The sequence below is a fragment of the Bradyrhizobium sp. CCBAU 11430 genome (genome assembly GCF_028128855.1).
Classification (GTDB): Bacteria; Pseudomonadota; Alphaproteobacteria; order Rhizobiales; family Xanthobacteraceae; genus Bradyrhizobium; species Bradyrhizobium ottawaense.
Genome location: NZ_LBJV01000041.1, coordinates 22,249 through 36,379 on the forward strand (window position 1 = coordinate 22,249; position 14,131 = coordinate 36,379).

The 14,131-nt window shown below is 57.7% G+C and carries 9 protein-coding genes; 3 read left to right on the forward strand and 6 right to left on the reverse strand.

What is annotated here, in order from left to right:
• Window positions 1-310: 310 nt before the first annotated feature.
• The 3 genes from XI04_RS10835 to XI04_RS10845 all read right to left on the reverse strand — a co-directional run bounded on the left by XI04_RS10835 (window position 311) and on the right by XI04_RS10845 (window position 4,655).
• Window positions 311-1,651: an MFS transporter gene (locus XI04_RS10835; RefSeq protein WP_271596552.1), complete on the reverse strand. Its 1,341-nt coding sequence runs from the start codon at window positions 1,649-1,651 to the stop codon at window positions 311-313.
• Window positions 1,652-2,601: 950 nt separating this feature from the next.
• Window positions 2,602-3,381 carry an enoyl-CoA hydratase-related protein gene (locus XI04_RS10840; RefSeq protein WP_271623670.1) on the reverse strand — a complete coding sequence of 260 codons (780 nt, stop codon included), beginning with the start codon at window positions 3,379-3,381 and terminating at the stop codon, window positions 2,602-2,604.
• Between the two features lie 62 nt (window positions 3,382-3,443).
• Window positions 3,444-4,655, reverse strand: coding sequence for a CaiB/BaiF CoA transferase family protein (locus XI04_RS10845; protein WP_271623671.1), 1,212 nt, complete (start codon window positions 4,653-4,655; stop codon window positions 3,444-3,446).
• Between the two features lie 208 nt (window positions 4,656-4,863).
• Between XI04_RS10845 and XI04_RS10850 the strand changes: the two genes are divergently transcribed.
• On the forward strand, window positions 4,864-6,309 hold the full coding sequence (locus XI04_RS10850) for an aldehyde dehydrogenase family protein (RefSeq protein ID WP_271623672.1): 1,446 nt from the start codon (window positions 4,864-4,866) through the stop codon (window positions 6,307-6,309).
• 55 nt (window positions 6,310-6,364) lie between these two features.
• On the opposite strand, the gene XI04_RS10855 is transcribed toward XI04_RS10850, so the two are convergent.
• The 3 genes from XI04_RS10855 to XI04_RS10865 form a co-directional block, all read right to left on the reverse strand.
• On the reverse strand, window positions 6,365-7,717 hold the full coding sequence (locus XI04_RS10855; RefSeq protein ID WP_271623673.1) for an aminotransferase-like domain-containing protein: 1,353 nt from the start codon (window positions 7,715-7,717) through the stop codon (window positions 6,365-6,367).
• A gap of 155 nt (window positions 7,718-7,872) precedes the next feature.
• Window positions 7,873-8,865, reverse strand: a complete 993-nt coding sequence (gene araD1 / locus XI04_RS10860) for an AraD1 family protein (RefSeq protein ID WP_271623674.1) — start codon at window positions 8,863-8,865, stop codon at window positions 7,873-7,875.
• A 10-nt stretch (window positions 8,866-8,875) separates the two neighbouring features.
• The gene (locus XI04_RS10865) at window positions 8,876-10,027 is read right to left on the reverse strand and encodes a hypothetical protein (protein ID WP_271623675.1); all 1,152 of its coding nucleotides are present in this window, start codon (window positions 10,025-10,027) and stop codon (window positions 8,876-8,878) included.
• Between the two features lie 688 nt (window positions 10,028-10,715).
• On the opposite strand from XI04_RS10865, the gene XI04_RS10870 reads away from it, so the two are divergent.
• Both XI04_RS10870 and nodU read left to right on the forward strand, forming a co-directional pair.
• The gene (locus tag XI04_RS10870; protein WP_271623676.1) at window positions 10,716-11,585 is read left to right on the forward strand and encodes a hypothetical protein; all 870 of its coding nucleotides are present in this window, start codon (window positions 10,716-10,718) and stop codon (window positions 11,583-11,585) included.
• 522 nt (window positions 11,586-12,107) lie between these two features.
• The gene (gene nodU, locus XI04_RS10875; RefSeq protein WP_271623677.1) at window positions 12,108-13,820 is read left to right on the forward strand and encodes a nodulation protein NodU; all 1,713 of its coding nucleotides are present in this window, start codon (window positions 12,108-12,110) and stop codon (window positions 13,818-13,820) included.
• Window positions 13,821-14,131 lie beyond the last annotated feature (311 nt).

A 14,131-nucleotide genomic window follows, 5' to 3' on the forward strand; every position in this document is an offset into this window, starting at 1 on the left:
AGGAAGCGGCGGCGCTTCGGAGCCCACCACGCTGAAGATAGTCGCATCGGACGAAAACCAATCCTGCTTTGGCCTCGAATGTTGCGCAAATGCGGAAGAAATGGGCAACGATAGCGGGCGCAAATTCAGCTCCCTGCCGCGCAGATGCGCAACAGGCTCCCAGCCTTAGCTCTTCTGAGGAATTCAGGGCAGGTTGGTCCTGTTCGCACTTGATGATCTCATAGACAAATGTGAATTTGGGACGATCGGCCAAAGGCGAACCGCCCTAGCGCGCCGCGATGGTGCGGCGCGCCCGCATAATTCGAAGCGCTTAGTCCCCGACGTAGACGCCGCCCCGCTTCTTAGCTATCACATACACCGCGATGCTGAGCAGTGCGACGGCCGTGCCGTAGACCGGAAACATCCAAGAGAGATTGGAGCGCTGAAGCCATAGCAGCAGGAATGGCGTTGTACCGCCGAAAATCGTCGCTCCGGCAGCGTAACCTAAGGCAACGCCGGTTGTCCGAACGGTTCTCGGCATCAAGGTTGTGGCAATGAAATTGTATAGCGCCATGTTGCAGCCGACCAGCGTGCCGCCCACAAGCATGATAGCGGAATAGACCACAATGTTCTTCTCGACGTAGAGCAGCGGCAAGAAGAACGAGGGGATGAGCAGTAGCCGCATCATGACAAAAGCGCGGGAGGGCCGGATCTTGTCCGCGAAGGCACCGATCGCTGGCGAGAAAATCATCCAGATAGCCCCCATGAGAGTCACGATGCCGTACACGTAGGTGCTGTTCTCCTTGAAAACGCCGTTAGCGATGTTGGGCAGGCCGAAGTTGTAGGTGTAGTTGGCGAGTTGCACGCTTCCGACAACCAGAATTGCCGCGAGCAGCGACAGGCGCGCCTTCCAGAGCGCCCTCCAAACTCCTCCGGTCGTATCCTGAATACGCGAGCCTTCGTCCGCATGATGCATGGCACGGGCAATCAGGGTTTCCGGAAGGTTCTGGCGAAGATAGATGATCAGCAAACCGAGAACGCCACCAACGCCGAACGGAACTCGCCAAGCCCAATCCTTCATGACTTCAGGACTGACGGCAGCGCTGACGAGGAAGGCGACTAAGCTCGCTCCAATTGAGCCTACCATGATAAAAGTACCGTTGATCAAACCGAGGTATCGCCCCTCCTGTCCGGGCGGAGCCAATTCGATCGCGATCGCATTTGCGACGCCAGCCTCTGCGCCGACGGCCAAGCCTTGGACCAATCGGAGAGTGACCAGTATAATCGTGGCCGTGATACCAAGGTCTTTGTAGCTGGGCAGCAGTGCGATCAGGAGCGAAGAAAGCGCCATCGCCGAGACGGCGACCATCATCACCGTCTTATGACTAATGCGATCCGCGATGGGACCGAGAATTGCTGCACCGATAGGACGAGCTGCGAAGCCTGCTCCGAAAACTGCGAGCCCTGCGAGCAGAGATACGACTGGATCGGTAGCCGGGAAGAAGTGCGGAGACAGGAACGCCGCCATGAAGCCGTATAGTTGCCAATCATAGAACTCGAGAGCGACGCCGCCGCCAAGGCCAATCGTCATCGACCTTGTTGCAACGGGCTTTTCCAGTTCAATGGCGTTATCGTTGGCGCTATAATCGAAAGCTTGTATAGAGGCTTGCATCGATGCTGCTTCCAGTTGTCAGAATGAATTGAAAAGGCTCATTGAAGAGCCGGATGCGAGCCGAGCGGTCATCGAGCGTCGGCGACGTTTGCTATGGCCGGCCGGAGGCGTATTCCGCGCGCCGTACCATCGCTCCTGACAATTTTTAGAAGTTTCCAGCGCGATCAAGGCGCATTCGGAAATCCAAAAAGCATGGGCCGCTGCAGGCCCCTCGCCCAAAGTCATTATTCCTCTCCCTCTACTCACGCGCTTTGCGCGTCGCGTCGCCTTATTTTTTGTTGGCGGCCCCTTGCAGCGTCTGCTGCACGTCCGCTGTAGGAAATCCGGGAACGGAGTTCGCTCTCACGGTCTTCGAGGGCCGTGCGATCCATTGCCGACCAATCGATGTCCGAGCACACCACGCATATAGCCCAATGTCAATATTGAAATATACCAATACTAAATTGATACATCCCATCTCTCTTATCGGCGAATAGCGGGACAAAATGCTCGACGCAACGTACAAGGCTCTGATTTTATTGGGCTAAGTCGCGAATTGCTTGAGCGCCGAGCGGGTGTCTGGCTGTCTCGAGGTATCACCGGCGCTGCGCACGCCTATTTTCGGAAAAATGCTCCCCTTCCAGGCAACGACATGATCCCGTTCGCTCACATCCGCTGGACTAGCACCCGCTCCATCTCAAACGATCGTATGTCTTGCCACGGATGGGCAGTCGCGTCCTCGCGGGCCGCGGTGCTGGTCCGTCGATGGCGTGAGTCGGAGTTGCCAAGTCGGCGAGACCGTCTCGGCAAGTACACGTTCGCGAAGGCGATGAACGAGAAGTCAAACTGCGAGGCGGAGGGTACAGATCAGGATGGTGTGCGAGAGTTACTGGGGCCAGCGAGCATATCGCCCATTTCGTGGATAAGACGGGAGCTCGGCGGTCGAACGCAGGGCAGCCCACCTGAAGCGCTTATTGTCCCCGATAGTTCGGCGAACGCTTCTCGAAGAATGCGTCCATCCCTTCCTGCTGATCGGCGGTCGTGAAGGCGACCCGGATGGCTTGGCGCTCGAACTCCAGGCCAGCCTCCAGAGGTGTCTGGTAGGCAGCCAGCACCGCCGCTTTCGCGAGCTCGACCGAACGTGGCGGCTTTTCCGCGATCACACCGGCAATCTCGACCGCCCTCGCCGTCGCCAAACCGGTTGGTACGATGTCCGCAACGAGCCCGGCCAGCAGCGCGGTTTGGGCGGAGATGGGTTGGCCGCTGAGGACCATCAACATCGCCAAAGATTTTCCCGCCACGCGTGTCAGGCGCTGCGTTCCCCCGTCGCCGGGAATGACGCCAATGTTGACCTCCGGTTGCCCGAACCGAGCGCCCTCGCCCGCCACAACGATGTCGGCGAGCATTGCGAGTTCGTTCCCGCCCCCGAAGCAAATGCCCTCGACAGCCGCTATGATCGGCTTGACGCAATTCGTGATGTCCCTCCAGTCGTTTCGCCTGGCCGGATTGTTGATGGCCTCGAATCCGCGCTGCTGCATCTCCTTGATGTCAGCACCGGCGCAGAAGAACGCCTCGCCGCCCGTAAGAACGATACAACGGATGTCCTCATCGGCGACTGCGGCTCGGCAAGCGCCGGCGATCGCGGCGATGAGCTCGTTGCTCAGCGCGTTGCGCTTCGCGGGTCGATTCATTTTCAACTGTCGCACATGCGGAGACGGCGTTGTCGCGATGACGAGGTCGGAGATAGTCATTTTGCGTACTCGGACTCGAATTGAACTTTTATTTAGGGCCCTACTGAAAGGACCTGCCAGGATCAGCCAAAGGCCTTTTTTCTGCGCGCCTCTGCAATGGCCTCAACACTGAACCCGAACGAGGAGAGAATCTCGTCAGTGGCGGCGCCAACCGGCGCCGGATGAATGCGCACCCCGGGCGGAGTTCGCGACAGACGCACTGGAAGGCCGACGAGAGGCACGGTCCCGCGGCCCGGCACTTCTACGTCCCACATGATACCGTTGTGCGCGGCCTGCTCCTGAGCGATCGCGTCGGCGATTTCATTGACGGGCATGCAGAGCAGATCGACTTCCGACAGCTTTCGTACCACTTCTTCCGTCGTGAGCGCCGCAATCGCCTCTTCACAGTGTGCCTTGACGACCGAAAGATGCTCAACCTGTCCACCCAGAGTCGAAAGCTCAGGCCGCATGCTGATGTCTGGCAGTCCGATCGCCTTGCACATGAGGCCCAGCGGATTATCCCGAAACAACATGACCACGGACACCCAACCGTCGAATGTCTTGAAGAAGATCGATTGCTTGATCCAATTGGTCTTCGTGCCGTAGATGCTCTCGCTCGCGATCTCGCAAAGCTGCATAGCGAGCGCCACGTCGTACAGGCAGGTCGAGACGACCTGGCCGCGGCCGGAAGTCTGCCGCTCGATGAGAGCAGCGAGCACTCCCTGCACAAGAGACATGGCCGCGCCGTAGTCGACGATGGGCGAATTGGTCAGGTGAGGCGGGTCGTTCTCTTCCAGCCCGCCGCGCGCCATTCCGCTGAAAGCCTGAGCCAACATATCCTGTCCTGGTCTATCGGCCAGAGGTCCAGTCTCGCCGAAGCCGAAGCCCGCGGCGTACACCAATCCCGGATTGCGGGCGCTCAGTTCGGCGTAGCCGAGGCCCAGGCGCTCCATGACACCCGGCCGGAAGTTATGCAGGAGCACATCGGCCTTATCGACCAACTGAAGCAGAATCTCCTTCGCGGCCGGGTTCTTAAGATCCAACGACAGCAGCCGCTTATTGCGCCCCATCGCAGCATAGTAAGAACTCATGCCGCCCACACGCGTGGCCTCGAAGTCGAGACCGCGGGTGATGTCGCCCTGCGGCCGCTCCACTTTGATGACGTCTGCCCCGAGATCGCCCAGAACCTGGCAGGCAAGCGGAACCTGCATCACCATCCCCACTTCCAGCACGACGATGCCATTCAGGGCACCCACCTTGGCGGTGACCGGTCTGCCATTGGGTTGAGCATTCACTGGGGGATCCTCTCTTAGGACGGGTTCTTGTGCATCTTGCTGGCTGTCCGCAACGCTACTGCACATTTCCGAACCGGTCAATCATTAGTGCATCTCAATTGTGTATTGATGCATCTCAATTTGTATGAAATCAGAATTGCAAGGCGAATGTGACTACCGCCCGAGGCCCCTCTCGCAATGCCCCTCCTCCGACATGGATCCCAATCAGATGACTTTGAATTACATCGCCGGTGAATGGACCGCCGCAGCGGATGCTGTACCCAACGTGAATCCCTCAGACACGAACGACATTCTTGGGGACTATGCACATGCCTCGCTCCTCGACACTGAACGAGCCATCGACGCCGCATCCAGAGCGTTCCGAAACTGGTCACACTCGAGCATCCAAACCAGGCATGACTGCTTGAACGCCATCGCGACTGAGATCCTCTCCCGCAAGGAAGAGCTCGGGCGTCTGCTCTCTCGTGAGGAAGGCAAGACGCTGCTGGAGGGAGTAGGAGAAGTCACGCGTGCCGGACAGATATTCCAGTTCTTCGCCGGTGAATGTCTGCGCCTGGCAGGTGAGAAAGTACCCTCGATCCGCGCCGGCGTGGACGTTGAAATTACGCGAGAGCCGTTGGGCGTGATCGGGCTCATCACGCCTTGGAATTTCCCGATCGCAATTCCTGCCTGGAAAATCGCTCCTGCTCTGGCTTACGGAAACACGGTCATATTTAAGCCCGCGGAACTAGTGCCGGGATCGGCGCATAAGTTGGCCGAAATCATCGCCCACTCGGGGATCCCCTCAGGAGTATTCAACCTCGTCATGGGGCGTGGCTCGACTATCGGCGAGGCGATGCTGAAGAGTTCTAAGATCGCGGCCATCTCATTCACGGGTTCGGTCGCGACAGGAAAGCACGTCGCCCAAGCATGCACGGCCTCCGATCCAATGAAGAAAGTTCAACTCGAGATGGGGGGCAAGAATCCCATTATCGTACTGGACGACGCCGAAATCGACGTCGCCGTCGAATGTGCGGTGAACAGCTCCTTCTTCTCGACCGGCCAGCGTTGCACCGCCTCCTCTCGCCTGATCGTAACCGACGGCATCCGCGAGGCTTTTGTTGCTGCCATAACGAAACGCATGACATCTCTGGTCGTGGATGACGCATGTAAGGTCGGGACGCATATCGGTCCGGTCGTCGATCAACGCCAACTTGACCAAGATCTACGCTACATCCGCATTGGTCAGGATGAAGGGGCCAGGCTGGTCACCGGAGGCGAGTTGCTGAAACGGGATACGCCCGGCTTCTACTTGTCTCCCGCGCTCTTCACGGAAGTTGACAACCGAATGCGTATCGCTCGCGAGGAGATCTTCGGGCCGGTCGCGACGGTGATCCGTGCGAAAAACTATGAAGAAGCTCTCGAAATCGCAAACGATACACCTTTCGGGCTGTCGGCCGGCATATGTACGACAAGCTTGAAATATGCGAGCCATTTCAAGCGCAATGCTCAGGCTGGGATGATTATGGTGAACCTGCCGACAGCGGGCGTTGATTATCACGTACCGTTCGGCGGCAGAAAGGGCTCATCCTATGGACCGCGCGAGCAAGGGCGCTACGCCGCTGAATTCTATACGACGGTGAAGACGTCCTATTCCTTCGAGGAGACCGCCTGAACCATCGCGATCGCGACAAAGCGATCGGACCGGGATCCGCCCTCGCATTCCGGTTTCAGATGATGGACATGTCCGCTTCGTGGCTGACCTCAAGCGCACCGGCCAACTGCCGCAAGGCCCATTCGAGCTCTTCGAGCCGGTCCGGAACGCCAATAGAGATCCGCAAACCGGAGATCAGCGTCGGATCGACAAGGAGAGCGGACGTGGGTGTGGTGATCACGCCACGCTGCAGCGCCCGTGCGGAGACTTGTTCGACGGATCCGCTGGGAAGATCGAGCCAGACATGGAAGCTTGCCGGGTGACCGGCACGGACGTACGGGCGCAGAATCTGCGAGGCAAGCTTGACCCTCTTTTTCGCTTCCTGGATCAGGGACTGACGAACCTTCGCTGCCGTGCCGTTTTCGATCCACTCCGAAGCGATCATGGAGGAGATCGGGGAAGCCATCCAGCAAGTCGCCCGCATGGCCTGATGAATGCGGGGAATGTATTGCTCCGGGACGATCAGCATGCCGAGCCTGAGGCCGGGCGCGAGGCATTTGGAGAGCGTGTTGACGTAGAATGTCCGCTCCGGCGCTAGAGACGCAAGCGGAAGGCTAGCCTGGTCGAGAAAGCCATAGGCATCATCTTCGATGATAAGGATATCGTGCTTGCGAGCGATCCGAACGATTTCCTGCCGACGCGCTGGCCCCATAATCGCGGCGGTCGAGCTCTGCACGGTCGGCATCGTAAACAGCACGCGCGCGGCGCCGGATGCTGCTGCCTTCTCGAATGCGTCCGGAACGAGACCCTCCTCATCCATAGGAAGCCCGACGAGATCGAGCCTCGCGAAATGAGCGTAGGATTTCATGCCGTGATAGGTGGTTGCCTCGACGAATACCTTGTCTCCGGGCTGGCAGATAGCGCTCAGAGTAAGAGAGATACCGTGCAGCGCGCCGTTGGTGATAACAAGATTATCAGGCGACGTGTCGAAGCCGGTATCGCGCAACAACCGGGCAAATTGAATGCGGTGGTCTAGAACGCCTGATTGCGAAAGGTAGCCGACGTAATCCGAAATTTCGTTCGGAAAGGTCCAAGTGCTGCCGGCAAGGACCTTCGGCAGGATAGAAGGACCCGGTATGTTCAGACTGAGGTCGACGACCCGCCCGCGCGACTGAGAGTTTTGTCGTTGTTCCGCGACGAACGTCCCTCGGCCTACGTGACCAATCAGCAAACTCCTTCGTTGCCCCTCCGCATATGCCTTGATCACGGTACCCACGCTGAGACCGAGACGCTCGGCCAAGTCGCGTTGCGTCGGAAGCTTCGTCCCACTCGCAAGGCTCCCCGACGAAATGTCCTTTTCGATCGCCTCAAGCAGACGGAGAAAGGCTGGGGCCTTGCCGGGTTGTATTTCGGGGTACCATTTTTGCATTATAGTCTGTCATCCTAGGGCACTTCGACGTCGCAAGGCCAGCCCGCAATCCGGATTTGGACGAGAAACCATTGATTTTCAACAGGTTTGCGACAACCGGCCGACCGGCGCATCCCGATTGAAGTGGCAGGCACGTCCGATCGCCCACCATACCCCTACAAGACCTTAACCGAAACGAGTTCGGTCTTTTCGTCGGCGATCATCCGGTTGCGCAGCGGGCGACCGAACGCCTCAGCTTCCACCTCGAAGATGTCGCCGCTCTGCGGTATCACTCCCGAAGCGAAACTCAAGACGCTCGCGCCGAAGAAGTGCACATGGACATCGCCGGGACGACGGAACTGATGATATTTGAAGTGATGATGCTCAAGGTTGCCTATCGAGTGGGACATGTTCTCCTCCCCAGAGACGAATCGCCCGGACCAAACTGTCGAGCCAGACCGCTTCACGCGGACGCTACCATTCACTTCATTCGGCAGGGGACCGAGTAGGACCTCAGGGCCGTACGAGCACTGCCGCAACTTCGAATGGGCAAGATAGAGGTAGTTGCGCTGCTCCATAACGTGATCGGAATACTCGTTGCCGAGACTGAAGCCGACGCGCAACACCTCTCCTTGATCTCCGATGATGTAGAGGCCCACGATCTCCGCTTCGTCTCCACCATCTTCAGCCCACGACGGCAGTCCTAACGCATGTTCAGGAGGCACCGCCCATGATCCGTCGCCCTTGTACGCCCACTCGGGCTGTACTCCGATGGTGCCGGAGCTCGGCTTGCCGCCATCAAGGCCGAGCTTGAACATCCGCATCGTATCGGAGAGATCGGCCGCAGCCAATTTCGCGTGCATGGCATCCCGCGACTCGGCGCTTCCGAGATGGGTAAGGCCCGTCACCGAAATGAGGCAGCGGGAAGGCTCCACATGATCGAGCGGCAGCAACAATCTCTGATCGGCGATCAGTGCATCGTAGTCGACTTCTCCATCAAACCCGCGTGCCAAAACAAGATGCTCCAAAGACGCACTCCCGCGCGCGGCTTCAAGAGCGAGTTCGCGGACGCTCGCTGCATTCCTGACCACGAGCGGCGGGGCGCCATTCTCAAGGACGGCGCCCACCTGCCGACGTCCCTCAGCAGTCTTAAATTGAATCAACCTCATGACCGGACTCCTAGACATCGGACGGCTGCAGGCGGCCGCTAAGGATGAGCAGCGCCTCGAACAGGTAGTAGCTGCCGAAGATAAGTTCGGCGTTGTTGATGAAATCCTCGCGGCGCGAATCTTCTCTTTTGTTGAAGCAGCCCTCCACCAACATGCCGACGGGCCTTCTGTCTTCAGGGCGCACCGGCGTCAGAAAGCCGCCCACGAGCGCAGTCGCTGCCTTCTCCGCAGCGTCTCGGTATTTCCGGCGCTGACCCTCGGACGGCACGATTGAGCTCAATTTCAGCAAAGTCGATGTCATGAACGCGGTAGCAGCAGTGTCACGCTCGGTGTTGGGAGCCGCCGGATCGTCAAAATCCCAGTACGAAACGCCGTCGGCGGGGGCGTGGTCGATCCACCAATCCGCTCCCTTCACCGCCGCGGCAAGGAAGCTTTCGTCAATGCCGCCCGAAAGGCAACTAATCGTGGCTCCCAAGACGCCCCATGCCTGTGCCCTCGCCCAGACGCTGTTCGCGCTGTAACCCTTATGAGTGTAGCGCTCCAGAAGTTCTCCGGTTTTCGGGTCCAGTTTTGAGGATTGGATGAAGGCGCCGTCCTCGCGTTGATGAAGCAAGAGCACCCTTGCTGTGTGACGCTTAGCAATATCCTTGGTCTCAAGGTCACCGGATTGCCGCGCCGCCCAGAACAGCAACAGGGAAACTACGAGGCTGTCGATGCTGCTCGCGGTCTGGCCGACCTGCGAGCCCTCTTCTGCCTTGGCTCCCAAGGGAACCAAACCGAGCGACGGATTGAAGCGTCGCTTGAGGTCGGACGCCGCGGCGAGCCCCAATGCGCGAGCCGCCTCGCTTCCCGCAAGCAGGGAACCCAGTCCTGCGCCGTAATAGAAAGTCGCCCCTTTGAAGGCCGTATCGTCGGTAATTCGCGGAGCCAGGCGCGCGCAAACCGTCTCAGCTAGACGGCGATATCGCGCACCGCCTTCCTCCCGAGAAACAAGCCATAGCATCCCCAGCCAATAACCACCCGTCCAGTCACCATTTTCGGTCGTCCGCCATATTCCGGTCTGGGGATCGGCCCAGTGCGGGAAACCCTCGTCTACTTGCCTGATCGTCCCCTCGATGCGTTCTCTCATGAGGTTGATGGCCTCATCCCAGCTTCTTTGCATTTGCGTCCTCTTAATTTGTCTGCGCAGGCCTTAAGGAGCCCACACGGCAATCCCACCTTGCACAATATCTTGAGCTAGTTCAATCACAATTGAGCTAGCTCATATGGTTGGCGATGGGAATTTCACTGGCCATGATTTTAAGAGATCCGTCCCTTGAGGCTCGTCCGCCGCACGAACGCCCGCCTCACCAAGCGGCAAGAGGGGATGTTTAGGCGTTGAGGTTAATCGGCAGTACCGACCCTCGACAGTGTTCGTCCATCTTGCGGCTGATGGCACCGACCTCAATTCTTAGAAATCGGCATAGACTCGGCAGGACATGCCTGGCCTCCGCAGTGTTGAGACGGGATCAAGTTGGATGAAGAGGCGGCCGACTGCGGTAATTTTCCTAGAGGCAGCTCAAGAGTAGTCTTGGCGCAGCTGCGGATCGGTATGGCCCCGGTTGTGCGAACGCACTCCGTACCGCTCCTGCCTCTTTGTATCGATCGAGTAGTTCGGGAGTTCGCAGGACGTAGCAAGCCCGAGCTGCCCTTGGCGATGCACTAGACCCATCTCGATCAGATCCAGGATGGCGCATACGCATGCCAGCAACGCTTTTTGAGTCAAAACGAGAAGGCGGAAGGCCGAGAGATTGCAAATTCTAATTCGACTTCGCATGTCTCTGGCGCATTCGTTCATCGCGCAGAGATGGATGACGGCGCAGCTTCATCATGACTACAACAGGTTGTCGGATTTGCGCCCGTTTGTCCCGCTTGCGACAGCTCCCAAATGGAAATTGGCCATCGAAATCAGTACTGCTCTTTTGGCACTCTATTTGAAACGAACAAGATATCCGGCCGAAATGATCCAGGTGAGTGTTGCAATGAGCTTTCCAAATTTGACCAAACGAGCAAATACCCTAGGAACCGATAAGGGGGATGAAATTGGCGACGCCCATGGCTACACCGGCTTCTACTCTTTTTTGTTCGAGGAATTCCGGCACGAACCCTTCACGATGGTCGAGATTGGATTGCAGCACGGGAACGGTTCTCTCGATCCTAATATAATGGTCGGTCGCAAGGTTGACGATATTCCATCTATCAAGATGTGGTTGGAGTTCTTTCCCAACGCCGAGATCGTCGGCTGCGACATCGCAGATTTCAGTGCCTTCAAAATGGATCGCTTCCGCTTCGAACGCCTTGACATGGGCGATGCTGCAGCCCTGGAACACCTTGCGAATTCGCTCCCTCCAGTAAAGATCATTATCGATGATGCTTCACACGCTGCTTATCATCAGCAGCTTGCTCTAGCGAAGTTGTTTCCGATCGTCGAGCCGGGAGGGTTCTACTTTATCGAGGATCTCCACACCACGCACGGGATTGCCTCACAGCTCCCGCCCTGCGATTCAACCGAGACGGTCGTGGAGAAATTCACTCAGACCCGTCAGCTTGACATCCCGTTCCTATCCGGAATCGAACGCAGAACTCTCGAGACAACGATCAGGAAGATGTTCGTTCATCGCAACGATAAGGGAGGCGTCAACCGCTGGACTATGAAAATGGTCGGATTTGAGAAGCATTAAAAGCTCAGCTTTTCCGACGATCAAAGTAGCGATGTGGTGGTAGCACAGCGTGTGGTAACAAGAACTCTCAACCGAACGAAGCCCGACTTGGCATTTCGACCAATCGCTACCGTCTCGCCCACCGATCGCGTCTGGCCTGTGGAGGGCATCAAGGCGGCTGTCACACATTTGGGTGACGGGCTTCGCTCCTTTCGGCGACGAGCCGGGGCAAAGGCCAGCAGAGGGATGAACCCGAAATCCGCGACATGCTGCGGCTGTCTGCTGCTGACTTGCTCCCACTTGTATTGACTTCAATCGTGCACTGCTCGCCCGGCATCTACGATGGGACTTCCGTGGTAGAGGCTGGGCGCCAATCCGGAAACGCTTATCGAGACGAGTTACGGCATGAACAGTAACCGAAGTCGAACACAAGCAAAGCGTGCCAGGAGATGGAATCGACTGTGAAAAGCGCCTGCTTCCAGGCTCCCGGCGTCCAGCTCGATTCTCAGCTCACATTGAATGTCGCGCAAAAAGGGAGGCACTATGCGCATTTGCGGTATCAAGCTGTCGCATGACGGAGCAGTTGCTCTGATTCAGGACGACCGGCTTATTTTTTGCGTCGAGCAGGAGAAGCGCAACAATAATCCGCGATATCAAACGATCGACAACCTTGATGCGATTGTCGATGCCTTGGCGGAGCATGGTCTGGATCCACAGGAAGTTGACAAGTTTGTAGTCGATGGTTGGGCGGGAAGAGTGAAGTCACAGTTCCGGGTCTTCAGCGGCACTGCACCCGTCACTCTAAAAGGCGGGCCGTATGTCGAGTGTCGTCCAGAAGGACTTCTCACCTCGCGGGACGCCGTTGGTCTGAGGCTCAACGGCAGAGATTTTCCTTATAGAAGCTTTCCGCATGTCGCTAGCCATGTGGCGTCGGCATACTGTACCAGCCCCTTCGCCAAAGTTGGAGAGCCTGCATTTTGCCTCGTCTGGGACGGCGGCACCTTTCCACGTCTCTATTATGTAGATCGCAGAAGCGCCCGATTCATCGAATGCCTATTCCCGATGGTTGGGCACGTCTATGCCGTGGCGGGGCTTCACTTTGGCCCGTATAGGCAGATCAAGCGCTCAAACTGGGACCTGGGTGACCCTGGCGAAGTGGACCCTGGTGGTGCCGGCAAGCTCAACCTGGGTGTTGCCGGCAAATTAATGGCCTATATCGCGCTCGGGTCTGTCGACGAAGACATCATCAAGATCTTTCAAGACGTGTACCAGGAGCGCTTTGCGGCCGATACGACGCTTGCCAGCTTTCGGACCGACATCGAGAGTATGGAATCGGCGCTGTCTAGTTTGCATGATTTTTTTGACGCGAGCGCGCAACAATTGGCGACCGCACGCCCCCAAGATGTGCTCGCATCTTTTCATTGTTTCCTCGAACGTCTGCTCGTCCGCGAATTAACCATTGCTTTGCAGCGGCATTCGCACTTGACGGCGCGCAATTTGTGCATAGCCGGGGGCTGCGGCCTCAATATCAAATGGAACAGCGGGTTACGTGCGACAGGCCTGTTCGATGCCGTCTGGGTGCCCCCGTTCCCGAATGACAGCGGCTCAGCAATCGGAGCAGCGTGCTGCGCAATGGTGGCCGACAACGGCTTTGGGCCGCTTGAATGGTCGGTATATAGCGGTCCAACGCTACAAAAGAGCGACGTGCCACCCGACTGGGAAGCCTCGCCGTGTAGTATGCATGAACTTGCGACCATGCTCACCCGTAACAAGCCCGTCGTTTTCCTTGCCGGCCGTGCCGAACTGGGACCTCGGGCATTGGGTAGCAGAAGCATTCTCGCGGCCGCGACCTCATCCCAAATGAAGGATCATCTGAACGATATCAAGCTTCGCGAGCACTTCCGGCCGGTGGCGCCGATATGTCTTGAGGATCGCGCGCGTGATATTTTCAACCCGGGAACGCCGGACCCCTACATGTTGTTCGATCACGAGACGCGCGCAGAATGGCGAGACAAAATCCCTGCTGTTGTACATCTTGATGGATCAGCTCGACTGCAGACAGTTTGCAGAAACTCTCAGCACCCGGTCGCCCAACTTCTCGTCGAATACGAAAAGCTCACGGGCATTCCGCTGCTTTGCAATACGAGTGCCAACCACAATGGACGTGGATTCTTCCCGCATGTGGCGGCCGCCTGCGAGTGGGGACGTGTAGAGCACGTGTGGTCTGATGGCGTCTTGTGGACGAAAACTCCGTAAGCGAGATGCCGGTCCGGCTCGCTACGGTCTCAGCTTTCCGAAGCTGCTTTCGTACTTAATAACAATCGATAGCTCTGCCCCAAGCGAGCGCTGCCTCCGCAGGAATATAGGCAACCGCGAGATGTTGGTCAGCGCTCTATACGCTCGACTATTTCCAGATAGGCTTGACCGCACCTATCGCCCGCCGATCATTGCCAGCAACACGCTCTTGATCAATCAATCGGTAGCTGATTCCGGCCAAGTACTAAGCAGGCCTTGAACGAGCACGGCCGCGCTGGATTTGGTTACGTCCTCTACCTGCCGCAAGTAAG